Source organism: Paenarthrobacter sp. NPDC091669, from assembly GCF_044756725.1.
Classification (GTDB): Bacteria; Actinomycetota; Actinomycetes; order Actinomycetales; family Micrococcaceae; genus Arthrobacter; species Arthrobacter bambusae_C.
The window spans coordinates 20697-43008 of sequence record NZ_JBIVTK010000001.1 but is presented as its reverse complement, the minus strand read 5'-3'; the positions used below and the strand labels follow the sequence as shown (position 1 = coordinate 43008).

The 22312-nt window shown below is 62.9% G+C and carries 21 protein-coding genes and 2 pseudogenes; 15 read left to right on the top strand and 8 right to left on the bottom strand.

Annotated elements, in window-relative coordinates; genetic code table 11:
- Positions 1-6: 6 nt before the first annotated feature.
- The 7 genes from ACIQLI_RS00175 to ACIQLI_RS00145 all read left to right on the top strand — a co-directional run bounded on the left by ACIQLI_RS00175 (position 7) and on the right by ACIQLI_RS00145 (position 7902).
- Positions 7-921 (top strand): PIG-L deacetylase family protein, encoded by a 915-nt coding sequence (locus tag ACIQLI_RS00175; protein ID WP_400383761.1) that lies wholly within the window; start codon positions 7-9, stop codon positions 919-921.
- Positions 921-1844 carry an ATP-grasp domain-containing protein gene (locus ACIQLI_RS00170; RefSeq protein ID WP_400383758.1) on the top strand — a complete coding sequence of 308 codons (924 nt, stop codon included), beginning with the start codon at positions 921-923 and terminating at the stop codon, positions 1842-1844. The genes ACIQLI_RS00175 and ACIQLI_RS00170 overlap by 1 nt, the downstream gene beginning before the upstream one ends.
- Positions 1841-3118 carry a glycosyltransferase gene (locus ACIQLI_RS00165; RefSeq protein ID WP_400383755.1) on the top strand — a complete coding sequence of 426 codons (1278 nt, stop codon included), beginning with the start codon at positions 1841-1843 and terminating at the stop codon, positions 3116-3118. The genes ACIQLI_RS00170 and ACIQLI_RS00165 overlap by 4 nt, the downstream gene beginning before the upstream one ends.
- Positions 3115-4215 (top strand): hypothetical protein, encoded by a 1101-nt coding sequence (locus ACIQLI_RS00160; protein ID WP_400383752.1) that lies wholly within the window; start codon positions 3115-3117, stop codon positions 4213-4215. Before ACIQLI_RS00165 ends, ACIQLI_RS00160 begins: the two co-directional genes overlap by 4 nt.
- Positions 4216-4258: 43 nt before the next feature.
- Positions 4259-4573: a hypothetical protein gene (locus tag ACIQLI_RS00155; protein WP_400383750.1), complete on the top strand. Its 315-nt coding sequence runs from the start codon at positions 4259-4261 to the stop codon at positions 4571-4573.
- A 118-nt stretch (positions 4574-4691) separates the two neighbouring features.
- Positions 4692-7490, top strand: a complete 2799-nt coding sequence (gene ppc / locus ACIQLI_RS00150; RefSeq protein ID WP_354229177.1) for a phosphoenolpyruvate carboxylase — start codon at positions 4692-4694, stop codon at positions 7488-7490.
- 106 nt (positions 7491-7596) lie between these two features.
- Positions 7597-7902, top strand: a complete 306-nt coding sequence (locus tag ACIQLI_RS00145) for a hypothetical protein (RefSeq protein WP_400383747.1) — start codon at positions 7597-7599, stop codon at positions 7900-7902.
- Between the two features lie 31 nt (positions 7903-7933).
- Here ACIQLI_RS00145 and ACIQLI_RS00140 read toward each other — a convergent pair whose 3' ends face one another.
- Positions 7934-8578: a DedA family protein gene (locus tag ACIQLI_RS00140; RefSeq protein WP_354229181.1), complete on the bottom strand. Its 645-nt coding sequence runs from the start codon at positions 8576-8578 to the stop codon at positions 7934-7936.
- Positions 8579-8632: 54 nt separating this feature from the next.
- Between ACIQLI_RS00140 and ACIQLI_RS00135 the strand changes: the two genes are divergently transcribed.
- Positions 8633-9190, top strand: a complete 558-nt coding sequence (locus ACIQLI_RS00135) for an O-acetyl-ADP-ribose deacetylase (protein WP_400383744.1) — start codon at positions 8633-8635, stop codon at positions 9188-9190.
- Between the two features lie 101 nt (positions 9191-9291).
- Here ACIQLI_RS00135 and ACIQLI_RS00130 read toward each other — a convergent pair.
- A pseudogene (locus ACIQLI_RS00130) lies at positions 9292-10479 on the bottom strand (amino acid permease); the annotation flags it as partial.
- Between the two features lie 173 nt (positions 10480-10652).
- Here ACIQLI_RS00130 and ACIQLI_RS00125 point away from each other — a divergent pair.
- The gene (locus ACIQLI_RS00125) at positions 10653-11147 is read left to right on the top strand and encodes an Lrp/AsnC family transcriptional regulator (RefSeq protein ID WP_354229185.1); all 495 of its coding nucleotides are present in this window, start codon (positions 10653-10655) and stop codon (positions 11145-11147) included.
- Between the two features lie 14 nt (positions 11148-11161).
- On the opposite strand, the gene ACIQLI_RS00120 is transcribed toward ACIQLI_RS00125, so the two are convergent.
- Positions 11162-12091 (bottom strand): RluA family pseudouridine synthase, encoded by a 930-nt coding sequence (locus tag ACIQLI_RS00120; RefSeq protein ID WP_400384762.1) that lies wholly within the window; start codon positions 12089-12091, stop codon positions 11162-11164.
- A 168-nt stretch (positions 12092-12259) separates the two neighbouring features.
- On the opposite strand from ACIQLI_RS00120, the gene ACIQLI_RS00115 reads away from it, so the two are divergent.
- Positions 12260-12910 (top strand): helix-turn-helix domain-containing protein, encoded by a 651-nt coding sequence (locus ACIQLI_RS00115; RefSeq protein WP_354229187.1) that lies wholly within the window; start codon positions 12260-12262, stop codon positions 12908-12910.
- A complete protein-coding gene (locus ACIQLI_RS00110) occupies positions 12903-13595 on the top strand; it encodes an SRPBCC domain-containing protein (RefSeq protein ID WP_400383740.1) in 693 nt (230 codons plus the stop codon). The genes ACIQLI_RS00115 and ACIQLI_RS00110 overlap by 8 nt, the downstream gene beginning before the upstream one ends.
- A gap of 10 nt (positions 13596-13605) precedes the next feature.
- Here ACIQLI_RS00110 and ACIQLI_RS00105 read toward each other — a convergent pair whose 3' ends face one another.
- Entirely contained in the window at positions 13606-14181 is a 576-nt protein-coding gene (locus ACIQLI_RS00105; RefSeq protein WP_400383737.1) for a TetR-like C-terminal domain-containing protein, read from the bottom strand.
- A gap of 79 nt (positions 14182-14260) precedes the next feature.
- Between ACIQLI_RS00105 and ACIQLI_RS00100 the strand changes: the two genes are divergently transcribed.
- The gene (locus ACIQLI_RS00100) at positions 14261-14755 is read left to right on the top strand and encodes a DUF4188 domain-containing protein (protein ID WP_400383734.1); all 495 of its coding nucleotides are present in this window, start codon (positions 14261-14263) and stop codon (positions 14753-14755) included.
- Here the strand turns inward: ACIQLI_RS00100 and ACIQLI_RS00095 are convergent.
- A complete protein-coding gene (locus ACIQLI_RS00095; protein WP_400383731.1) occupies positions 14752-16215 on the bottom strand; it encodes a PLP-dependent aminotransferase family protein in 1464 nt (487 codons plus the stop codon). The genes ACIQLI_RS00100 and ACIQLI_RS00095 overlap by 4 nt on opposite strands.
- A gap of 61 nt (positions 16216-16276) precedes the next feature.
- Between ACIQLI_RS00095 and ACIQLI_RS00090 the strand changes: the two genes are divergently transcribed.
- The gene (locus tag ACIQLI_RS00090) at positions 16277-16933 is read left to right on the top strand and encodes a YitT family protein (protein WP_400383728.1); all 657 of its coding nucleotides are present in this window, start codon (positions 16277-16279) and stop codon (positions 16931-16933) included.
- Positions 16934-16957: 24 nt separating this feature from the next.
- Here ACIQLI_RS00090 and ACIQLI_RS00085 read toward each other — a convergent pair whose 3' ends face one another.
- The 3 genes and pseudogenes from ACIQLI_RS00085 to ACIQLI_RS00075 all read right to left on the bottom strand — a co-directional run bounded on the left by ACIQLI_RS00085 (position 16958) and on the right by ACIQLI_RS00075 (position 20607).
- Positions 16958-18184: a glycoside hydrolase family 26 protein gene (locus ACIQLI_RS00085; RefSeq protein WP_400383725.1), complete on the bottom strand. Its 1227-nt coding sequence runs from the start codon at positions 18182-18184 to the stop codon at positions 16958-16960.
- On the bottom strand, positions 18181-18618 hold the full coding sequence (locus ACIQLI_RS00080; protein WP_354229201.1) for an STAS domain-containing protein: 438 nt from the start codon (positions 18616-18618) through the stop codon (positions 18181-18183). The genes ACIQLI_RS00085 and ACIQLI_RS00080 overlap by 4 nt, the downstream gene beginning before the upstream one ends.
- Before the next feature lie 47 nt (positions 18619-18665).
- Positions 18666-20607, bottom strand: a pseudogene (locus ACIQLI_RS00075) (glycosyltransferase family 2 protein).
- On the opposite strand from ACIQLI_RS00075, the gene ACIQLI_RS00070 reads away from it, so the two are divergent.
- Entirely contained in the window at positions 20606-20836 is a 231-nt protein-coding gene (locus ACIQLI_RS00070) for a hypothetical protein (protein WP_354229203.1), read from the top strand. The pseudogene ACIQLI_RS00075 and the gene ACIQLI_RS00070 sit on opposite strands and share 2 nt — an antisense overlap.
- Before the next feature lie 62 nt (positions 20837-20898).
- Positions 20899-22161, top strand: coding sequence for a ricin-type beta-trefoil lectin domain protein (locus ACIQLI_RS00065; protein WP_400383721.1), 1263 nt, complete (start codon positions 20899-20901; stop codon positions 22159-22161).
- Positions 22162-22312 lie beyond the last annotated feature (151 nt).

Below are 22312 nucleotides of genomic sequence, written 5' to 3'. Positions count from 1 at the left end.
GGCATTATGGAAGCAACGCTGTTCGCCGTTGCTGGTTTGTTGGGGATTCTGGTGGCCGTCTGGGCTTTGGTTCCAGCTGGCCGGAACTGGTTCGCGCGGAAGTTCAGTTCACCGAACAGGCTCCGTTGGACGTTGGCCGGTTTGGGAAGTTTGCTGCTGCTGGCCCTTGCGGGGTGCGCAGTGGGACGGACGCATCCTTCCTGGCTGAATACCGTGGTTGTGCTTGCAGGCGCAGGGCTGATCGTTGCGTGCCTTGTTGCCCCGGCGTTTCGGATCCGATATAGGGTGGCTGCCCAGCCTAGAAGGGTGCTCGCCATCGGTGCGCACCCTGATGATCTGGAATTGGCCTGTGGCGCCACGCTGGCCAAGTTGTCCGACGCCGGCCATGACGTCAGGACCATGGTGATGAGTACCGGGAGCAAGGGCGGAGACAGCCGAGTCCGCGTAACGGAGGCTGCTGCAGGCTCGGGCTTCATGGGCGCCACTGCAGTGCAGGTCCATCACTTCCAAGACACCAACTTGTCCGAGCATGGGCAGGAGATGGTGAAAGCGATCGAGGAAGCCATTGAGGACTTCCGTCCGGACGTTGTCATCACGCATTCCCGCAATGACTACCACCAGGACCACCAAGCGGTCCATAGTGCGACTATGCGGGCGGCGCGGCGGCACTCCTCCATTCTGTGTTTTGAGAGTCCGTCATCCACCCGGCAGTTCGATCCCAGCGTTTTCGTGGACATCGCCGGGTACGTGGACGTAAAAATCCATGCCGTGGGTATGCACCGGAATCAAAAGGGCAAGCCGTACATGAGCGCTGAAAGGGTCCGCAGTCTCGCGGCCTTCCGGGGTTCACAGGTCAAGACCACTTATGCAGAAGGTTTTGAACCTGTTCGATTGCTCGGCTCTGCCGTAGGGGAGTTCTAATGGTACGCGTTCTGGTGACGGGGGTTGGCGGGCCGGCAGGGTATTCCTTGGCACGTCAGTTGGTGAACCAAGGACATTGGGTTCTGGGCGTCGATATGAATCAGGTCCATTCTTCGGTGGCGGACGCCGTGTCTGTGGTGTCACCCTCAAATGCACCCGGCTACTTGTGGGAACTTCGCGGACTCGTAGCCGCTCATGAGGTAGAACTGGTGGTGCCAACCGTCAGCGACGAGCTTGTGTTGGTGGCGGAGGCCAGGGACGATTTCGCTCCGGGAGTAGAGACCGTGATCGCGGACCCGGCGCCCGTGCGGATCGCGAATGACAAATACCTCACCATGAAATGCCTTGCCAACGCCGATGTGGGTGTTCCGGATTTCGCGTTGCCGGGGGATTTCAGCTCAATCAATGAGGCAATGGCCCGTTTTGGCGGCTCCTTGGTGGTCAAGCCCCGGGTATCACGCGGTGGACGCGGAGTCCAGGTCCTGGAAAGGGCTGCCGACGGCGGAAGAAACGCCACGCGCGTATGGTCCTCATTGGATGATTCCTGGATCGTGCAGCGCTTTGCACCGGGCACAGAGTACGCACCTGTGGTTTATCGGCCCTGGCAGGAGTCGGAACAGGACGATCTTGTGGTGGTGCTGGAGAAGACAGAGCTTAAACACGGTCGCGTCGGCAACGCGCTCTCGGTAAGGAGAGTGCATACGCCGGAAGCTCCCGACATCGCCCGGATAGCGGAAGCAGCCTCCGCCGCACTGGGCCTGGCCGGTCCCGTCGACGTTGACGTCCGCCGCATGTGGGACGGAACTCCGGTAGTTCTGGAGGTCAACGCCAGGTTTGGTGCCAACAGTGCCTACGCCCCGGAACTCCTGGAACGGGTCCTGCGGAGTTATGCCCGCGGGCCAATGCTGGGACGGACTGTGTGAGTTTGGTTGACGCGGCCAGGGTGTTCGTCCAGTGTGGCGGCTTGGTGATCCTGAGTTTCGGAGCGGTCAAGATCGCCTATGTTCCACTGGCCTTGTATTTCAACTGGTTCCACCGCTCCAAACCTCCAAAGCATCGCTACTCCGTTCTCAGCCAGCGGCCCTTGGTGTCTGTCATCGTCCCCGGCTACAACGAAGCCGTGGTCATCACTAAATGCGTCGAGTCGATCCTGGCGAGCAGGTATCTGCGGCTTGAGGTCATTTTGGTAGACGACGGTTCCACCGATTCCACCGCATGCATTATGGCGGGACTGGCGGAGCAGTATGACAGGGTGCGCTTTCTTTCGCAGACGAACGCCGGGAAGGGGGCAGCCCTCAACTATGGAATCGACGCAGCGCACGGCGACATCCTGATGTTTGTTGACGCTGACGGGATCTTTGCACCGGACACACTCATGAACATGTTGGAAGGTTTCGACCATCCAAAAGTGGGAGCGGTCTGCGGCGATGACCGGCCCGTGAACTTGAACCGTGTCCAAACCATGATGCTTGCCGTCCTGAGCCACGTTGGCACGGGTCTGGTCCGCAGGGCCCTTTCCTTGTTGCACTGCCTGCCCATCGTTTCCGGGAACATTGGCGCCTTCCGGAGCGAACTCGTACGGCAAATGGGCGGATTCCACGAGGACACCCTTGGTGAAGACCTCGAACTGACGTGGAGGGTCTACAAGGCCGGCTACCGGGTTCGCTTCCAGCCCAGCGCCCTGGTCTACGCTGAGTCACCCTCCACCATGGGAGGTCTGTGGCGCCAGCGCGTGCGATGGTCGCGCGGATTGCTGCAAACACTCCGGATGCACGTCGGGATGCTCGGGCGGCGGCGATACGGACTGTTTGGCATGTTCCTGGTGTTCAACGCCATCACCATGGTGGTGATCCCCGTGCTGCAACTGGCCATCCTGGCGGTCCTGCCCTTCCTCTATATTGCCGGTGAAGGTCCGGTCCCGGGCCAGGTCTTCGCGATTCTTGGATGGTTGGGCCTTTTTGTGTCTCTGGCCTTGGTGTGTTTTTCCATTGGTCTTAACCGGTCATGGCAGGATCTGCGATTTCTTTGGACCCTGCCGTTATGGCCTTTCTATTCGGTGTTCGTTGGACTGGCGTTGGCCAGCGCAATCGTCAAGGAGATCCGTGGCACCCCGGCCAAATGGAACAAGTTACAACGAACCGGTGTCATCAGCGTGATTGCTGCTGAGGCCAAACTCCCGAAAGAGGTGAGCGCGTGAAACGCGCAGCCTCAGCCATCGCAGGCGCCCTGCTGGCCTTGACCCTGACGATGGCCTCGTGCGCCGGGGAACCACTTCCCAAGCCTGCAGACCGCATGGTCAACCTGGGCTTTGAGGACGTGGTGAACAGTGAGCCCGGCTACCTTGGGAAACTCTCAGAACGTTTGGACTCAGTCAGTGCCACGGCGGTGTCCATCTCCGTTGGACGCACCGATTGGACAGCCTTCCCGTGGCCGGACCAATCCGGGGCGGAATCCAGTGAGGTCTCCCGGTCAGGACGGGACTTCGTGGCAGAGGCCATCACAGCGCTGGAGACTGCGGATGACGGAAGCAAGCGCGATGTCATCCTGACCATCGACGTCTTATTGGACCGCGCGCTGAAGGAGGATCCTGCCCTTGCCGGGAGGAACGTTGACGGGGCGGCATCCGATGCCTTTGCGAGTGTGTGGTCATTGAGGCACGGCGCGGCCGGTACCCGCCTGGCTTCCCTCGCCGCTGCTGTGGCCAAGAAGTACAAGCCCTCGGCAGTGAACCTCACAGAGCTCATGTTCGACGACTTCACTTTCGGCGGCAACGATCTCAAGGACTTCAAAGTCACCACCGGTTCCACGGACTGGCCCCGAAATGGTGACGGAACCATCGATACTTCAGACCCACGAATCCATACTTGGCGCAGCGAAGCCATGGCGGACATTGTGCGCAAGGTGAGTGCCGCCGTCGAACCTTATGGTGTCAATCTGGACATGGACGTGCGCTCGCCGGGCGATTCACCGTCCGGAGACCGGGCGGACAGCGGACATGACTACGATCTCCTGCTCAAGCAGGTGGACCGGCTTCACGTGTGGGAGTACGTGGGGCTCAACAGCGAACGGTCCCCGAAGACCCGGGAATTGGCTGAATCCATAAACCGCCGCGCGGGCTCCCGCATGTCCTTGTCGGTGGGACTCTGGTCCAATGAGGGCCGAATATCGCCGGGAGAGTTCGGTACAGCTTTGAGGGAGGCGGCGCTCGGCGGGGCCACTTCGGTGTCCGTGACACCTGCCAGCCTCATGGAGGCCCAGCACTGGGAGGAACTGAGGAAGGCCTGGGTTGGGTAGGTGAGGACTGTTGAGTCGCTTCCCCGGGGAGTACCCTGACCGCATGGGGATGGACACAGTGGTTGCAATCGTGGTCAGCGGTGCCCTGATACTCGGCTCAATTTGGGCCGGCGCGGGACTTGTTAAACGGGGCGTTCCAGCGAAAGGTGCAACAGGCACGCTGGGGAGTGTCCTCTCCATGATTGAACCCGCCACCGGTGCGCCTACCAGGGTAGAGGCGGCTGCTGCGATCGAAGAGATGCGGCAGCGCAGGCACGAGAAACTCTCCGCGGGGCCCGGCCTGCTGCCCGACGAGCTGATGAGCGGGAAGGTGGTCCTGCCCGGGCGGGCCGATCCAAAACGTGATGCCAAAATTTGAGACGCATTCCATGGGTCGAGTTCGGGGCGGGTAAGATCCCGTAGGAAACCCTAGTAATCCGGCTCACAGTATCCAGCGCAGTGTACGGGCCAAAACCAGATCCCGAAGGTATGCATCCATGGTTCACACTGCCCCTCAAGACACCGATCTCGCTGCCGAATTGCGCGCCGACGTGCGCCGCGTTTCCACCCTCCTGGGAGAATCGTTGGTTCGCCAGCACGGACCGGAATTGCTTGCCCTCGTGGAGCAGGTCCGCCTGCTGACCAAGGAGTCCAAGGAAGCCGCACGCGGCGGTGCTGATGCCACCGGGCCTTGGAGCGCGCACGACGTCGTTGCCCAGGTCCGCGAGTTGCTCGCCTCCCTGCCGTTGGACCAGGCGACGGATTTGGTGAGGGCGTTTGCGTTCTACTTCCACCTCACCAATGCGGCGGAACAGGTCCACCGTGTCCGTGGTCTCCGCACCCGGCAGGAAAAAGACGGCTGGTTGGCCAAAGCCGTTTCCGAGATCGCCGGCCAAGCGGGTCCCCAGGTGTTGCAGGACGTGATCAACGAACTCGATGTCCGGCCCATTTTCACGGCTCACCCCACGGAGGCTTCACGCCGGTCCGTACTGGACAAGGTCCGCAAACTCTCCGATGTCCTTGCCGAGCCCACGGCGGAGGGCACGTCCATGCGTCGTCGACAGGACCGGCAGCTTGCCGAAATCATCGACCAGATGTGGCAGACCGATGAATTGCGCCAGGTCCGCCCCACGCCCGTGGATGAGGCACGAAACGCCATCTATTACTTGAACAGCATCCTGACCGACGCCATGCCGGAAATGCTGACGGACCTGTCTGAGCTTCTGGCCGAGCACGGTGTCGCGCTTCCCGTGGCCGCCGCGCCGCTGCGGTTCGGTTCGTGGATCGGTGGTGACCGAGACGGCAACCCCAATGTCACCGCCGCTGTCACCCGGGAGATCCTGCAGTTGCAGAACCAGAACGCCGTGCGCATCAGCATTGCGTTGATCGACGAACTTATTTCTGTTTTGTCCAACTCCACGGCGCTTTTTGGGGCCGACCAGGTACTGCTGGACTCGATCACCGAGGACCTCAAGAACCTCCCTGGGCTGGACAAGCGCATCCTTGAACTGAACGCTCAGGAGCCCTACAGGCTCAAGCTGACATGCATCAAGGCCAAGCTCATCAACACTGGACGCCGCGTTTCCGCGTCGACGTATCATGAGCCTGGCCGCGACTACGCCACCACCTCTGAGCTGCTGGCAGAGTTCGGGCTGTTGGAGGACTCGCTGAGGAACCACTCAGCCGCGCTGGTGGCAGATGGTGCTCTGGCCCGTGTTCGCCGGGCAATCGCTGCCTTCGGCCTGCATCTGGCAACGCTGGATATCCGCGAGCACGCCGATTACCACCACGACGCTGTTGGCCAGCTTGTGGACCGACTCGGTACGGAGAAGCCATACGGCGACCTCAGCCGTGAGGAGCGCTTTACGTTCCTGGGCGCAGAACTGGCCTCCCACCGCCCGCTCTCCGGGCACCCCATCAAGCTGGAGGGTACTGCCGACGGCACGTATGACGTCTTCCGGAGCATCCGGCAGGCGCTCCACACGTACGGGCCGGACGTAGTGGAGACGTACATCATCTCGATGACCCGGGGCGCTGATGATGTCCTTGCCGCAGCCGTCTTGGCCCGTGAGGCCGGACTGATTGACCTCTTCGGGGCCAAGCCGCACGCCAAGATCGGGTTTGCCCCGCTCCTGGAAACCGTGGAAGAACTGCGCGCTTCTGCTGAGATCGTGGACCAACTGCTGTCCGATCCGTCCTACCGGGAACTCGTCCGTCTCCGCGGCGATGTCCAGGAGGTCATGCTGGGCTACTCCGATTCCAATAAGGAATCAGGTGTGATGACCAGCCAGTGGGAAATCCATAAAACCCAGCGCAAACTGCGCGATGTAGCCGCCAAACATGGTGTGCGCGTCCGCTTGTTCCATGGCCGCGGTGGTTCCGTGGGCCGCGGTGGCGGACCGACATACGACGCCATCATGGCGCAGCCGAATGGTGTCCTTGAAGGGGAGATCAAGTTCACCGAGCAAGGTGAGGTCATTTCGGACAAGTACTCCCTGCCCGAACTGGCACGCGAAAACCTTGAGTTGTCCCTTGCCGCGGTGATGCAGGGTTCGGCCCTGCACCGGACTCCGCGTACTTCGGAGGACGAGCGCGAGCGGTACGCGAACGTCATGGAAACCATCTCGGACGCAGCTTTCGACCGTTACCGCACACTGATCGACGATCCGGAGTTGCCGGCCTACTTCCTCGCCTCCACCCCGGTAGAGCAGTTGGGTTCGCTGAACATTGGATCGCGACCGTCCAAGCGTCCGGATTCCGGCGCAGGCCTCGGGGGTCTTCGTGCCATTCCGTGGGTCTTTGGCTGGACCCAGTCCCGGCAGATCGTTCCGGGCTGGTTCGGCGTAGGCTCCGGCTTGAAGGCTGCCCGTGAGGCAGGCAACACCGACCAGCTCCTGGAGATGATGGACCGCTGGCACTTCTTCCGCTCGGTCATCTCCAACGTGGAGATGACGCTGGCAAAGACGGACATGGAAATTGCCGGCCACTACGTGTCGTCGTTGGTCCCGGAGGAACTTCACCGCCTGTTCCACATGATCCGTGACGAGTACGAGCTCACCGTGGCCGAGATTGAGCGGCTTACAGGCGAGATCGAGCTCCTCGATGCCCAGCCCACGCTCAAGCGTTCCTTGGAAATCCGCGATCAGTACTTGGATCCCATCAGCTACCTGCAGGTGGAACTGCTCCGCCGCGTGCGGGAAGAGTCCGTCTCCGGAAGCGAGATCGACGAGCGGCTGCAGCGGGCCATGCTCATCACGGTCAACGGTGTGGCCGCGGGCCTGCGCAACACCGGCTAACAAACGCTCACTCACGTTCCTCGGGGTCCAAAGGATCCCTCTCTCAGCTGGTGAGAGAGGGATCTGCCCAAGGGCGCGGGATGTGAGAGACGGTTAGGGTGGTGGGATGCCGTCGTTCCAAACCAAGTTGAAGATCACTGGCCTCAAACCGGGGAATGCGCCTGAGTCAGTCATGGCCGCAGCCGTGGAAGCCTTGGAGACCCGCCACCACGTGGAGTCGAACCAGCTCGATATCGTGGGCGGCGTCCCCCAGATCAGCCTGCGCTTCACGGTGGGCGACCGCGATTACCCAGGTGAGAACGACGAAGCCCGGACGTCGGCAGCGATGATGCGTGACGCCGTCGAACGCGTGGCCATCACGGGCAGCCTTTACGTCCTGCGCCGCAGCCGCGGACGCTGGTCTCCGGTCTAACGACGCCGGACTCCGGCCTGAATCGGGGAAGCTACTCTGGCTGGGGTACGTCCCCGGGCTTGTCGGCGTCGAACGGTTCGTCCACGGGTGAGCGGCTGCCGCGGCGCCGCGTGACGATCAGTCCCACCACCACGCCGATCACCAGGCCGACGCCCACGCCGATGAGTGAACTGGCCCAAAACGGCAGCTTGGTGGTGGAGCCGGTGAAGTATCCGAGGCCCACTTGCCAGACCGCCCAGAGGACCGCGCCCAAGCCGGCGCAGAGGCTGAAACCGCGGACGGAGACGTTGGCGATGCCCGCCGCCGAGGATGTTGCGAGCCTGCCCCCGGGGATGAACCGCGCGCCGATGATGGCGCCGTAGGTGGAGGAGCGTCCGGCTTTGGCGATGGCCTCGTGGATTCCGCGGTGTATACGGCGGCCCCACGACCACCGATCCAGGACATGGCTGATGCGCCGTTTGAACAGGATAAACACCGCCATGTCGCCGAGCCAGGATGCCAAGGCGGCGAGGAACAAGATCAGCCAGAAGTTGGCGTGGCCGTCGGCGGCGAGGGCACCGCCGGTGATCACCACCATTTCCGAGGGGATGGGCGGGAAGATGGCGTCGCCCAGCACAATGGGGACGATCCACAGGTAAATCGCGGATCCCCACGTCTCCGGGGCGGTGATGTCCATGGGCACAAGGTACCGCACTTGCCGCATCCGCCGCTTCGGCGCGAGACTGGCGCCATGCGAATCGACATTTTGCGCGGGGACATCACCACCCGCCCGGTGGACGCGATTGTCAACGCCGCCAACTCGTCTTTGCTTGGTGGAGGGGGAGTGGACGGTGCCATCCACAGGGCTGCCGGCCCGGAGCTCCTCGCCGCGTGCCGCGAACTGAGGCGCACGGAGTTGCCGGACGGGCTGCCGGTGGGCGCCGCCGTCGCGACCCCCGGGTTCCGGCTCCCCGCACAGTGGGTGGTGCATACGGTGGGTCCCAACCGGCACGCAGGGCAGACGGATCCGGCGCTGCTCGCCTCGTGTTTCCGCGAAAGCCTGAAGGTTGCGGCCGGGCTTGGTGCCAGGACGGTCGCCTTTCCCGCGATCAGCGCCGGAATATACGGATGGGATGCCCGTCAGGTTGCCGAGGTAGCGTTCGACGCCGTGAGGTCGTTTTCGTCGTCGTCTTCCGCGGCTTCGGCTGCAGAAAGCCCGCTTGAGGTGGTGGAGTTCGTGCTGTTCTCGGAGGATACGACGGCGGTCTTCCGGACGGTGTTCGGTTCCTCACCGGGGTCGGATGCCTGACGTTTGCGCCGCTGCACCACAAAGAACAGGACCGTGACCACCGCCAACGACGGCAGGCCGAAGACCAAGGTCATATTGAAGGCCGAGGTGCCCAACGTACTGATGCCGATGGCGAGCATGAGCACCGCGCCAAGAATGGTGCCCGCGGGGTAGAAACGGGTCTTGTAGGAGAGCTCCGTGCCGCTGCGTTTCATGCTGCGGCGGAAGAACCAGTGGGTTACGAAAATCATGAACCAGGTGAACATGGCCCCGAACATGGAAATGGCCATCATGAGGGTGAAGGCTGTCTCAGGGAACATCGCGTAGACCACCGTGGCAATGGCGATTCCGGCGGTGGACAGGACCAGCGCATTGACGGGGGCGCCGTTGGAGCGCAGCTTTCCGAATACGGCCGGAGCGTCGCCGCTGCGGGAGAGGCTGAAGATCATGCGGGTGGAGATGTAGAGCTGGCTGTTCATGGCGGAGAGCGCAGCGATGATCACTACAAAGGTCAGCAGGCTGTCGGCGAAAGGAATGCCGAGGTTCTGCATTACCGTGACGAAAGGGCTGCCACCGGCGAGGATTTGGCTGACGGGTGCAATCGCAAGGATGAGCGCCAGCGTGACGATGTAGAACAGGAGCAATCGGGCGATGGTGGTGCGGAAAGCCTTCTTCACGGCTGTTGCGGGGTCCTTGGCTTCGCCCGCCGCGATGGCGATCATTTCAATGCTGAGGTAGCTGAAGATGGACACGATCACGGCGAACCACGTGCCTGATAAGCCGTTGGGGAAGAAGCCGCCCTCGGCGGTGTAGTTCTGGAAGCCGGTGCCCTCGGTGCGGGCGCCGAACACGATGTACGCACCGAGCACAATGAATGCGATGATCGCGAAGACCTTGATGCTGGAGAACCAGTACTCCAGTGTTCCGAACACCTTGACGTTCATGGTGTTGACCCCGATCAGGACCGCGGAGAAGAAGATCACCCACAGCAGTGACGGCACGTCAGGGAACCAGAGCTTCATGTATTCACCCACAGCGGTCACCTCAGTTCCCACCGCCAGCACTATGCAGGACCAGTACATGTACTTCACCAGGAACCCGGCCAGCGGGCTCACGTAGTGCTCTGCGAAAGCTCCGAACGAGCCAGACGTGGGGTGTGCCACCGTCATCTCGGACAAACTGCCCATGAGCAGCAGTGCGATCAGCCCGCCAATGGCGTAGCTGATGATCACACTGGGACCGGCAAGGCCGATGGCAAACTTGCTGCCCAGGAACAGTCCGGTGCCGATAGCACCGCCCAGCGCGATCATTGTCATCTGGCGTGAGGTGAGCTGCCGTTTGAGCCCACCTTCACGTGCCTGGATCTTGTCGAAACTGCCCATCCCGACCTCCTTGTCGATTCTGCAAATCGCTTCAAGATAGAATCCAACTCAAGGCAGAACAAAGGATTTCGAAGCATCACGAGAATATTGGAGGTGCGTTCGTGTCCGATTCACCTGCAGCCCGTTCGCAGGGGGCTGTGCCGAACCGGGTTCGGCTCGACGAAACCGACCGGCTGATCCTCAAAGAACTCATGGCTGACGCCAGGATCCCCAACAACGTGCTCGCCTCGAAGGCGGGCATCGCCCCGTCCACGTGCCTCGGACGGGTCCGGGCACTGCGGGACGCCGGGATCATCCGGGGCTTCCACGCTTCGGTGGACCTGGAAGCTCTGGGGTTTTTGGTCTATGCGCTGATCTCAGTGCGCGTGAACTCGCAGGCACGGAACAAGATGTTGGCTATCGGCCAACGGTTGCGGGCGCTTCCGAATGTCCAGAGCGTCTTCCTGCTGGCCGGAGACCAGGACTTCCTCATGCATGTGGCCTGCGGGACGCCCAAGGAACTCCGGGACTTCATTGCGGTTCACCTGGCCTCGGATCCGGCCATCGCAAACACGCAAACCAACCTGGTCTTCGATCACCTGACGCCGGGGGACTGACGTTCAGGGGAGGGTCAGGCGTGGGCTTCGCTGAGCTCCAACTCGCTGCGGTACTCCACGGGTTGTTTGGTGATCGGATCCACGAACCGGATGCCGCGGGCCAGGAGTTGGAGCGGTTTGCTGTAATCGTCCGGTGCCTTGTCCAGCAGGTCCGGGTAGAAGGCATCGTTGATGATGCCCAGGCCCAACGAGGCCATGTGGACGCGAAGTTGGTGCGTTTTTCCGGTGTGGGGTTCCAAGCGGTACAGCGCGCGTTGGTGAGTCCCGGCGTCGAACGTTGTTGTTTGTTCGATCCGCGTTTCCGCGTTCGGCTCACCGTCGATCACTTCTGCGAGAAGGTAGCTGCGGGACTTGGTCATGCGGTTGCGGACCACGGCGGGGAATTCGACGGCGGGAAAGCCTGCAGCGGGCGCCGCGGCGGCCACGCACTCGTATTCCTTCTGGACCTGGCGCTTCTCGAAAAGCACTTGGTATTTCCCGCGGGTCTCCGGGTTGGTGGAGAGCAGCAGCAGCCCGGCGGTCATGCGGTCCAGGCGGTGCATGGGGATCAGGTCCGGGAGGTCCAGCAGGTTCCGGAGGCGGACCAGCGCAGACTCCTGGATGTAGGTCCCGCCGGGCGTGGTGGGGAGGAAGTGCGGCTTGTCCACTACCAGGATGTGCTCGTCCTGGTGAAGGATGTTGATTTCCACGGGCAGGCGCGTCTCCGGCGGCAGGGTGCGGTAGTACCAAATGAAGGTGTGGTCCTCCAGTTTGGTGGTTCGGTCCAGCGGCACGCCGCCTTCGCCCACGATTTCGCCGGCATCGAATCGGTCCTCAATGCCTTGGGCGTCGATGTGTCCCCAGCGATGCATCATGTAGTCCATGGCGGTGGTCCACGGGCCCTCGTCCGGAAGGCGCAGACGGGTCGCGTTCACGCCGTCGCGCACGGGAAGAGGGGATTGCATCACCGGACAATTCTACCGGCGCCACGTTTCTACCGGCGCCGCGTTGTGAGGCCCGCTCTGCGTGCTGTGGCTGCGCTGGAGCGCGCAGAGTGGGCCCCGCAACGAGGGAGGCAACCGACGATAAAAAAGTTCTTGACAATAAAAGTTGTCGGTAGCCATACTTGAAGCATGTTGGACATCGAAGTGATCGAGGACCCGGCCGCGGCGGAAGCGTCGCTGGACCCGATCCGCACCCGCATCCTCCACGAGCTTGCCGAGCCCGCGTCCGCCACGCAGTTGGCCCTCAAAGTCGGCCTGCCGCGGCAGAAGGTGAATTACCACCTCAAAGCGCTCGAGCGCCACGGTTTGGTTGAGCTGGTGGAAGAGCGGCGAAAAGGCAACGTCACCGAGCGCGTGGTGCGTGCGACGGCGGCCTCGTACCTGATCTCGCCCGTCGCCCTGGCGTCGGTGGCGCCGGATCCGCGACGCTTCGCGGACCGTTTCTCCGCATTTTGGCTTCTCTCCCTTGCCTCACGCACCGTCCAGGAAATGGGCAAGCTCATCTCCGGCGCGGCCGTGGCGAAAAAGAAGCTGGCAAGTTTCGCGATCGACGGCGAGATCACCTTCCGCTCTGCGGCAGAACGCGCAGCGTTCGCCGAAGAGCTCGGCGTGGCCGTGACCCAACTGGTGGATAAGTACCACGACGGCGGTGCTGCCGCGGAGGCGGGTGGGGCGCGCAAGCACCGGCTCGTCGTCGTGCTTCACCCCGCACTCAAGACGCCCCCGCAGCAAGAGCCCTCAACAGATCAAACAGCAGAAAAGGACCAAGGCAATGACTGACAACCGGAGATTCGACATCGTGGCGGACACGGAACTGCCCGGCACTCCCGAGCGGGTATGGAATGCCGTCACTGCGGACACCGCGGCTTGGATGTTCCCCACGGATCAGTGGCCCGATGTGAAGACCACTGAGGAGTTCCCCACCCATCTGGTGTCCCGGATGGATGGCCCGGACGGCTGGTTCAACCAGCTGGAGCACGTCCTGGAGCCGCTCGAGGGTGGCCGCGCCAAGCTGCATTACGTCCACAGCGGCATTTTCGCCGACAACTGGGACGAACAGTACGACGGTGCCAGCAAGCACACCGAGTTCTACCTCCACACGCTGGGTCAGTACCTGCAGTACTTCGATGGCAGGCCCGTAGTGTTCACGGACATTCAGGCACCTGCCGCTTCACAGACCCCCGAAGGATTTGTGCAGCTGAAGAAGGCTTTGGGTGTGGCGGATGTTGCTGCCGGCTCGCGATTCGACCTGAACGTCGACGGCGTGGGGCGGCTCAGTGGCGAGGTGGACTTCTCCAACGGGAACTTCCTGGGACTGCGGACCGGCGACACCCTCTACCGCTTCTTCGGGCGTAATGCTTTCGGCGCCCCGGTGGGCATGACCGTGCACGAGTTCAGCGGTTCCGGGGACTCGGAGCTCACGGCCAAGGCCTGGGGCGGATTCCTGGAGAAGGTTTACTCGTAGGCGTGCCGGGTTAGGCGGCCCAGGCCCGTGCCACGGAGTCCAGGGCCGCCTCGTAGATTCGTGCCCAGTCCGTGGCGGGGTCATTCATTTGTGCCAACTCAAGGCTGACCAGTCCGTGGACCTGCCCCCAAATGGCCATCGCCACCATGGTGGGATCGTCGTTTCGGAGCCGGCCGGCTGTCTGGGCCGCCACCACCGCCTCCACTAAGGGGAGCATGGAATCCGAGGCGACGTCCGGCGTCGGGCTGCAATCAACGTAGGCTGCCAATGCGCCGCCGAACATGAGCCGGTACAACGCTGGATGCTCCAAGGCCCACACCCGGTAGGCGCGCCCAAGCTCCAGCAGGCCGCCCTTGGCGGCTGCCTTCTGGGACTCGCCGAAGGATTGAAAACCGTCGTCGACGGCGGCCGTCAGCAGTTGGGCTTTGCCGCCAAACAGGGAGTAGATGGCCGTGGTGGAGGTCTCTGCCGCGGCGGCGACGTCCCGAAGGGTGACGCGGGCAGGTCCTTCGCGGTCGACGAGGTCTGCGGTGACGGCCAAGAGGCGCTGCTGGACGTGCTGATCATGAACGATGGGTCTTGCCATACCTCCAAGTGTTTCATAACATTGTTTCATAACAACGTTACGAAACCCTCGGTCAGGACAGCAGTCAGGAAGGCTTCACATGGCACAGGAGATTTTCCCCGGTCGCTTCACGGCGGACATCGGGCGCGACACCGTGACCGTATTCCTCATCGGGATGCGCGCCAACAGGTGGTGGAAGATGGGCCGCGTGGCGAAGGTTGCCTCGGCCATGCCCACCATGATGCGGCACCTTGCAGAAAACCCAGGGGCTGGATTACTCGGCAGTGAGCAGTGGTTCGGGCGGACCACCGTGCTGCTCAGCTACTGGGAAAGCCCCGGGCATCTGCGCAAGTTTGCTGCTGACAAGGATTCGCCGCATCTGGGTCCGTGGCGGAAATTCATGAAGGAGATTGCGGGCAGCGGCGACGTTGGCGTGTGGCACGAAACGTATCAGGTTCCGGCGTCGGGCATTGAAGTGGTGTACAACGGGATGCCGCTGTTCGGACTGGCCAAGGCAACCTCGCATGTCCCAGTGGGCCCTGGCAGCAACACGGCGAAGCAGCGCATGGGCGGGACCCGGAGTGCAGCGGCTTAGGCAACCGCGACGACGGCGGGTCGCGCGGCCTTGAGGGTGCGGCGCAGGTGGGGCGCGGCGTCGAGCTTGTCCTGGGCGGCGCGGAGCGCACCGACGGCAAACTCCAACTTCGCGCGCGGCAAGGTGTAGGGCACGCGCAGGTAGTGCTCGAACGCTCCGCCCACTCCAAAGCGCGGACCGGCGGCCAAGCGGAGCCCGAAGTTCGGTGCGAGCACCGTCAGCGCCGTGCTGCACGGCGACGGGAGCCGGCACCAGACGGTAAGTCCGCCCTGTGGCCGCTCCACCTCCCACGATGGCAAGTACTCCGCCAGCAACCCCAACAACGATTCGCGGTTGTGCCGCAGTTCCTCCAGCCGGGCGTCCAAAGGCTCCGAGAATGACCTGACCAAGCGCGCAGCCGCCAACTGTTCCACCACAGGGCCGCCCAAATCCATGACGGTCCTGGTCGCAACAAAACGGGTAATCATCGCTTCATGGGCCCGGATCCACCCGGTCCTGAGACCTGCCCAATGCGATTTGCTCAGCGACCCAATGGACACCACGGCGGGACTGAAGGACGACATCGGAGCCGTGCGGACGCCGTCGAGGTTCAAACCCCGCAATGTTTCATCCACTACCAGCACGGTCCCGGACGAAGCTGCCGCGCGCGCAAGGCGTCGACGCTGCAAATCCGACATGATGCGCCCTGTTGGGTTGTGGAAGTCCGGCACGAGATAGGCCATGGCGGGTCGCTGGTGGTTCATGGTGGCGATCATCGAGTCAATGTCCCAGGCAGGAGACGTACTCGACTGTATTACGGGCAGCGCGACTGGCAGCGGCTTGCAGCCGGCGGCGCGGATGGCGTCCAGTGCGTTGGGATAGGTGGGGTGTTCCACCATGACCCGATCCTGTTTTCCGGCGAGCGTCCGCAACACAATGTTGAGGGCATGCTGGGCGCCGGAGGTGACCAGGATCTGGCCGGCTGTGGTGGGCACGCCCTCGGCGGTGTATTTTTCCGCGATGGCTTCACGCAGGGCGGGTACGCCGACGGCGTCGTACCCGAAACCCGGCAAGAGTGCAGGCAGTTCGGTCAGCGCCTCCGCAAATGCCCTGTGCACCACTTCTCCGGCGGCGGGAAGCGACGCATACGCGAGGTCCAGCACCCCGTCCGGAACGGCAAGCCCTGGGGCGCTGACTGGAACCGTGCGGTGCGGGATGCAGGTCCTGCCGCGGCTGCCCTGCCCGGCAGTGAGGAAACCCTGCTCGCGCAGGCTCGCATAGGCGGCGGTGACCGTAGTGCGACTGAGTCCAAGCGTCTGGGCGAGCGCCCGCTCGCTGGGCAGCGCGACGTCCAGTGGGATCCGCCCATCCATCACCAGCAAACGCACGACGTCGGCCAACTCGCGGTAGGCGGGCAGGGCGCCGGAGTTCCAGGAGCCCAGGAGGCGGACGAGTGCAGTGGCATTCAGTGAGCCGGACATAAGACCAGTATTCCAAACTGGCTATGGAATGCAAGGCCAGTTGTCTTGGATGATGGACATCATGATGACCCGAAGAATCACACAACTCCTGATCGGCCTGGCGACGTATGGCATCTCGTTGGCCATGTTCATCCGGGCCGGCCTTGGCTTGGACCCCTGGGACGTGTTCCACCAAGGTGTGTCCCAGAAGACCGGCTTCAGCATTGGCGTTGTGGTCATCGCGGTCAGCTTCCTTGTCCTGCTCCTCTGGATTCCATTGCGGCAAATGCCCGGGATCGGAACCATCGCCAACGCAGTGCTCGTGGGACTTTTTGCCGACCTTGGACTGTGGCTGATCCCTGAGTTCTCCCACCTTGGAGGCCAGATCGCCATGCTTGCCGGAGCCGTGATCCTCAACGGCATCGCTTCTGCCTGCTACATTGGCGCCCGGCTCGGTCCAGGCGCCCGCGATGGCCTCATGACAGGCCTGGTCCGCCGCACCGGATGGTCCGTGCGACTGGTTCGGACCGGCATTGAAGTGGTTGTCCTTGCCGTGGGCTTCCTCCTGGGAGGCTCCGTAGGTGTGGGAACCGTGGTCTACGCCTTGGCAATTGGCCCGATCGTGCAAGTGCTGCTGCCCAGGTTCATGGTTCCGGAACGGGCCAAGGCAACGGACGGCACGGCTTCCGGTCCGGCAACGGAACCTCTGGAAGCCGTGCCGACAGCACCCGCTGCCTAAGCCCCGCCGCCTGACCGGCGGAACCTACCGGCACACACCCAAATCCTCGCCGTACCGTAACCAGTCCGGCAGGTCCTGCGTCAGGGCATCGCGGATGGCGGGCGTTCCAGCGCTACGCCAATCCACGTCGTCGTTAATTTCGATCTCATACTTCTTCCACTCGAACCAGTTGATCATTTTCAGTTGCGGAAACTGTTGGTGGGTCTCGGGGGAGAAGACCTGCCGCCACCAGGCCCGTTTGACGTCCAGCTCTGACGCTCCACCGCGCGCCGGCGTGAAGATCGCCGCCGTCTCCGGAATCCCTACCGGCTTCTGGTGGTCCACTCCGTAGACCTTGTAGAAGTCCGGGACGGCGCTGTCATCGCCGGCGGTTCCGTTGTAGGTTCCAGTCAGCATGGCCAGGAATTTGCCCGGCTCGGAGATGTCGTTGTTGCCCCAGGGTCGCTGGTTGCCCCAGTGATACAGCGACACGCCCACCCAATCCACGGCGTCGTCCCCGGGGTAATAGGGGGCGTACGTGTCATCGTCCATGGTGAGCGTACCGTCATGGTCAGTGTCCAGGGTGGCGAAGTCCGGGGTGCCCGGTCTGGCGGCGAATTGGCCGCCCGTAAACGGGTAGCCGCCGCCGTAGTTCGGTGCCCACATCATGGACGTACCCGGCGCCTGGGAATGCACGGCCGCTGCCACCTTTCGGAAAACCTCCACGTAACGCAGCGGCTGCTGGCCCCAGGAATACCAGGAACCGTTCATCTCATGCGCAAAGCGCACGACGACGGGCGTCCCCTGATCATTGATTGCCCGTAAGTCGGTGGCCAACTTCGCGATCACTTCGTCGCTCATGGTTGCCAGGCCACCGTGTGGTTCCAGCGTCAGGAGCAGGACGCCACCTGTGGGACGGACCTGGGTGACGGCGTTGGTGGTGTGGGACCATGTTTCGTCGTCGTACGGGATGTCCGAAAACTGGACCACCACCGCCGGATCATGCCCCAGATTGGCTTGGTGTTCCGCCAGGGTTTCAGAGTTCCAGTCCAGGTTGACGCCCAGCAAGACCCCGTCCTTGGGCACCACTGTGGAAGCATCCACAGCCCTGCAGAGGGAGAGCGCCTGGACCACCGGCACCACCTCCTTGGACGCGAAACCCAGTCCAGTGGCGGCGAGGGCCGTCACCACCAAAGGGATGAGCAGGCTGGCCCGTCGGCGCTTTCGATTGGGGTGGCCGCTAAAGGTGGGAGGTGCCGGGGCCACTGTCATCCCCATCCCAAGGTGCGGCGCGGACGCCCGAAGAGCCCACGCCAGCGTGACTGCGGCGCGAGGTGACGTGCCCCCGCCAGGTTCGTGCCGGCGTCGAGCGCTTCCTGGCGGGTGGCGTAGATGCGGGCCACGTGCCCCAGATGGGCTTGGAGCAGTGTTTGGTCGAGGGCGGTGGACGTGCCGAAAAGACGTAAATCGCCGCCGCGGGCGCGGAGCACATGCAGTACCTCAAGCAGGCCAACGACGCCGGACGCGCCTACTGATGTCACGTCGGCAACGTTCAGCAGGACCACTATGGGGCCGTCGGCCGCGGCTTCCGCGCAGAGGTGGCGAACATCCAGGACGCTCAAAGCGTCCAGGGGGCCCGCGATGGTCAGATCGATTGATGTCAGCAAGGTGGGGATGGAATTCGGGGCATGGGAAAGAACGGACATGGGGCGCTCCTGGCTGGGGGTTGGAACGGCTTTATTCAGGTTGGTTGTCAGTGAGGTGTTGGGCGTGAACCCTGAGCGGATTCGAGGACGCGGGTGAGCTCATCCGGGTCGGGAACCGGGCCCACCAGCTCCTCGCCGGGACCGCGGTACCGTGCGGCCCCGATCACCACACTCAAAAGCGCCAGGTCCAAAGCAACCCAGGCCAACGTGATGAGCGTGGGATACAGCGGAGCTTCCCCGGTGGTTACGCGGGCAAGGCCAATGACCGCGGAAATGACCAGTAACGCCATGGCCGCCACCTGCAGCCTGACGTGCTGGAAACCACGTCCCGTGGCCTGTTTGCTCTTGGCCGTGACGGAGAAAGTAAGGTGCTTGCCGAGGAAAACGGCCGCCGCTCCTGAGCAGGTGGCGGCGATCCAGGTGGGAAAGAGCGCGAAAGACCATTGCTGGCCACGCCACAGGCCCTTCGCGCCATTGCCCGCTACCTGGAACAGCACTTGGCACGAAATGAAGAAGGGAAGGAACAGGCAGAAGAAGACCACAGGGCTGGCCGTCAACGGATAGGTGCCGGCCAAGAGGAAAACCACCGGCGCTGCGATGTAGCTCAGGGCGGCAAATCCGTTGAGGTAGCTGGTCATGGTACCCAGATACATCAGGCGCTGGGCCACCGTGAGGCCACGAAGTAACAGCGGGTTGTCATTGAAAAACACCTGCATGGTTCCGGCTGCCCAGCGGTGACGCTGGGAAAGCATGGTGGACACGTCCTCAGGCGCCAGGCCGTGGACCAGGACCTCGTGGTGGTAAACGCTGCCCCACCCCATCGCGTGAAGGTGCATGGCGGTGGCCATATCCTCGGTGATGGTGGTGGTGTCCATGGGGTGGATGGCCAGTGCTTGATCTGTGTGCGCCACATCCACCGACTCCAGGACGGCGTCGAGTTCGGGCACCACGTCATCCATGGCGTCGGGTACTGACAATGCGGCCGTATGGAAAGCGACGCGGAGCTCGAAGGTGATCTCCGCCAAGACATCGCCCGTGCGGAGCTGGCGCTCCGCACGCGCCATCGCTTCCAACGCCTGTTCGACCACCGGCATTGCCGCGGGATGGCGCCTGCCAAGTTCACCCAGGAGATCCTGCAGCCTTGAGCGGCCCTTACGCAGGGAACTCCACGTCTGTTCCGTGGCTGTGCGGGTGTAGCGGGTCAAGCCCAAGGCCATGAGGGCTTCCCGGCGCAGGACAGCATTCGAGCCGCAGAAGAACGCCGCGTCCCAGCCATCCTTGCCTTGCTGGATGGGGCCGTAGAACAGTTCCGCCTGGCTGCCCAGGGGATCCCGGTCTGTGACGTTCCAAAAGTGCTGCGGTGTCTGGACAAAGGCCACCTCTTCAGCATCGAAATAGCCCAGGACGCGGTCCAGGAAGCGGGGTTCCGGGACCTGGTCGGCGTCCAGGATCGCCACGAACTCACCGGTGGTCATGGACAGGGCGTTGTTGACGTTGCCTGCTTTTGCGAAGCGTTGCCTCCCATCCCACTCGGGTCCGCGGGTGATGTACCCGACGCCGATCTGCCCCGCTGCCGTCGCGAATTCGGTGCGGTTGCCGTCGTCCAGAATCCAGGTTTGGGGGGGGGTACTCCATATCCCTGGCGGCGATGGCCGTTTTGAGGACCAGGTCCATTGGCTCGTTGTAGGTGGCGATGAAAACGTCCACCGTCCTGCCCGGAAGGGCAGTCGGGGGAGGCGGCCGTCGTCGTGCGTTCCACATGGTGACTGCGTACAGCGCGGATTCGCCCAGGCTGTAAGTCTCCGCGGCCACGAGCGGCAGCGAAATCCACCACGCATCCCATGCGACCGTGCCGGACCATCGCCAACTGATGTAGATCAATCCAAAGGAAACCACCAGAACTGCAAGAATCCTTACCAGTATTTGTCTGTAAATGCCCATCTTTAGCCTCCGGTAACTGCTGGGGAAAAGGCCAAGGCGCGGCAGCATGCCCGAGCACCCTCGGATTGAAGGCTGGGAGGACACGGCCGACGCGCCTGGAGCATGCATCGTCGATGCTCAGAGGAAGGAATTCGGCTGCGAACGGAATTTCCCTATGCCATCCGGGGTGACGTTCGAGTCAAGCCAAATGGTTCCTGATTCCACTTTCCCCTTCTTCTATTTCATCGCTGTTACGAAAAAGAAAAGTAAAGTCGCGGTGATTATTTCCTTGCCGTGACATTTTGTGTGTCGTCCTTAAAAGGCTTGCGCGCGGGTTGCCGCGCCGTCACAGTGGCAACCATGACGCGAAGACTCATGCCCCTGACGATGCTCGTCGCCGGCCTGACCCTCGCAGCTGCTGTCATAGCTCCGGAGCCGTCCGCAACGGCCGCCGCGGGCATGCCGGCCCCGGGTGCGCTGGTGTGGAGTGACGAATTCAACGGCCCCGCCGGCACCACGCCGGACCCCGGAAAATGGTCCTACGACACCGGAGGATCCGGTTGGGGCAACGGCGAACTTCAGTACTACACCGGCGATGTCCGTAACGCCGCCACGGACGGTCAGGGAAATATGGTCATCTCGGCCCGAAAGGAAAACCCTCCAGGTCTCCAGTGCCACTACGGGACGTGCCAGTACACGTCCGCGCGCCTGCTGACCGCCGGAAAGTTCAGCCGGAACCAAGGCCGGTTCGAAGCGCGGATGAAACTACCCAAGGGGCAGGGCATGTGGCCCGCGTTCTGGATGCTTGGAGAGAACGTCTTCAGCGACGGCTGGCCTGAGAGCGGCGAGCTCGACGTCATGGAAAACGTCGGCAAGGAACCCGGAACCGTGTGGGGAAGCATCCACGGTCCCGGATACTCCGGGGCCAACGCGGTCAACGCCGGCTACACCCTGCCGAACGGCAAACACGTGGGCGACGAATTCCACACGTTCACCGTGGACTGGGGGCCCGAATCCATCACGTGGTACATCGACGGCACTCCCTACTCACGGAAAACCAAAGCAACAACTCCGGGCCCTTGGGTCTTCGATCACAACTTCTTCCTTCTGCTGAACCTTGCCGTGGGGGGCAACTGGCCAGGATCACCCGATTCAAGCACAGCGTTCCCCCAGTCCCTGCTGGTTGATTACGTCCGCGTGTATGAACTCGCTGCCCCTCCGTCACCGCCGGCAAGCACCGCGGGGACCCGGATCCAGGGCTATGCGGGCAAGTGCATCGATGTCGCCGGGAGGCAAGCCGTAGACGGTGCTCAGCTGCAGCTCTGGGACTGCGACACAGCAGCCTCGGAGCAGTGGACTTTCGCGGCCGACGGAACGCTGCGCTCGTTGGGCAAATGCATGGATGTCGCCTGGGGATCCACATCCAACGGCGCACGCATCCAACTCACCGGGTGCAACGGCAACGCGGCGCAGAAGTTCGTCCTGAACGACGCCGGGGACCTGGTTAATCCACAGGCCAACAAATGTGTAGACGTGGCCGATTGGGGTTCTACCAACGGTGCGCGGTTGCAATTATGGGATTGCGCTGGTTCTGCCAACCAGAAGTGGTGGCGGATGGCGTAGGAAAGCGTCCGACGGCGGCGCGCGCCTTTGCGGGGCTTGGTCGAGTATTGCTGGGGCGGCTGGGGAGCTTCCTGGAGTAGTCGGCCGGAGCCGTGGGTGTGCGTCGTCGTCGCGGCGGTTGGTGGTTCGCCCGGCCGGGTTGGTTGTCACG

Coding starts and splice junctions, on each gene's coding strand:
- ACIQLI_RS00090 (WP_400383728.1), top strand. CDS start 16,277: ATGATGACCCGAAGAATCACACAACTCCTGATCGGCCTGGCGACGTAT.
- ACIQLI_RS00175 (WP_400383761.1), top strand. CDS start 7: ATGGAAGCAACGCTGTTCGCCGTTGCTGGTTTGTTGGGGATTCTGGTG.
- ACIQLI_RS00070 (WP_354229203.1), top strand. CDS start 20,606: ATGCCCGAGCACCCTCGGATTGAAGGCTGGGAGGACACGGCCGACGCG.
- ACIQLI_RS00095 (WP_400383731.1), bottom strand. CDS start 16,215: ATGTCCGGCTCACTGAATGCCACTGCACTCGTCCGCCTCCTGGGCTCC.
- ACIQLI_RS00065 (WP_400383721.1), top strand. CDS start 20,899: ATGACGCGAAGACTCATGCCCCTGACGATGCTCGTCGCCGGCCTGACC.
- ACIQLI_RS00100 (WP_400383734.1), top strand. CDS start 14,261: ATGGCACAGGAGATTTTCCCCGGTCGCTTCACGGCGGACATCGGGCGC.
- ACIQLI_RS00145 (WP_400383747.1), top strand. CDS start 7,597: ATGCCGTCGTTCCAAACCAAGTTGAAGATCACTGGCCTCAAACCGGGG.
- ACIQLI_RS00170 (WP_400383758.1), top strand. CDS start 921: ATGGTACGCGTTCTGGTGACGGGGGTTGGCGGGCCGGCAGGGTATTCC.
- ACIQLI_RS00140 (WP_354229181.1), bottom strand. CDS start 8,578: ATGGACATCACCGCCCCGGAGACGTGGGGATCCGCGATTTACCTGTGG.
- ACIQLI_RS00115 (WP_354229187.1), top strand. CDS start 12,260: ATGTTGGACATCGAAGTGATCGAGGACCCGGCCGCGGCGGAAGCGTCG.
- ACIQLI_RS00135 (WP_400383744.1), top strand. CDS start 8,633: ATGCGAATCGACATTTTGCGCGGGGACATCACCACCCGCCCGGTGGAC.
- ACIQLI_RS00105 (WP_400383737.1), bottom strand. CDS start 14,181: ATGGCAAGACCCATCGTTCATGATCAGCACGTCCAGCAGCGCCTCTTG.
- ppc (WP_354229177.1), top strand. CDS start 4,692: ATGGTTCACACTGCCCCTCAAGACACCGATCTCGCTGCCGAATTGCGC.
- ACIQLI_RS00110 (WP_400383740.1), top strand. CDS start 12,903: ATGACTGACAACCGGAGATTCGACATCGTGGCGGACACGGAACTGCCC.
- ACIQLI_RS00155 (WP_400383750.1), top strand. CDS start 4,259: ATGGGGATGGACACAGTGGTTGCAATCGTGGTCAGCGGTGCCCTGATA.
- ACIQLI_RS00120 (WP_400384762.1), bottom strand. CDS start 12,091: ATGCAATCCCCTCTTCCCGTGCGCGACGGCGTGAACGCGACCCGTCTG.
- ACIQLI_RS00080 (WP_354229201.1), bottom strand. CDS start 18,618: ATGTCCGTTCTTTCCCATGCCCCGAATTCCATCCCCACCTTGCTGACA.
- ACIQLI_RS00085 (WP_400383725.1), bottom strand. CDS start 18,184: ATGACAGTGGCCCCGGCACCTCCCACCTTTAGCGGCCACCCCAATCGA.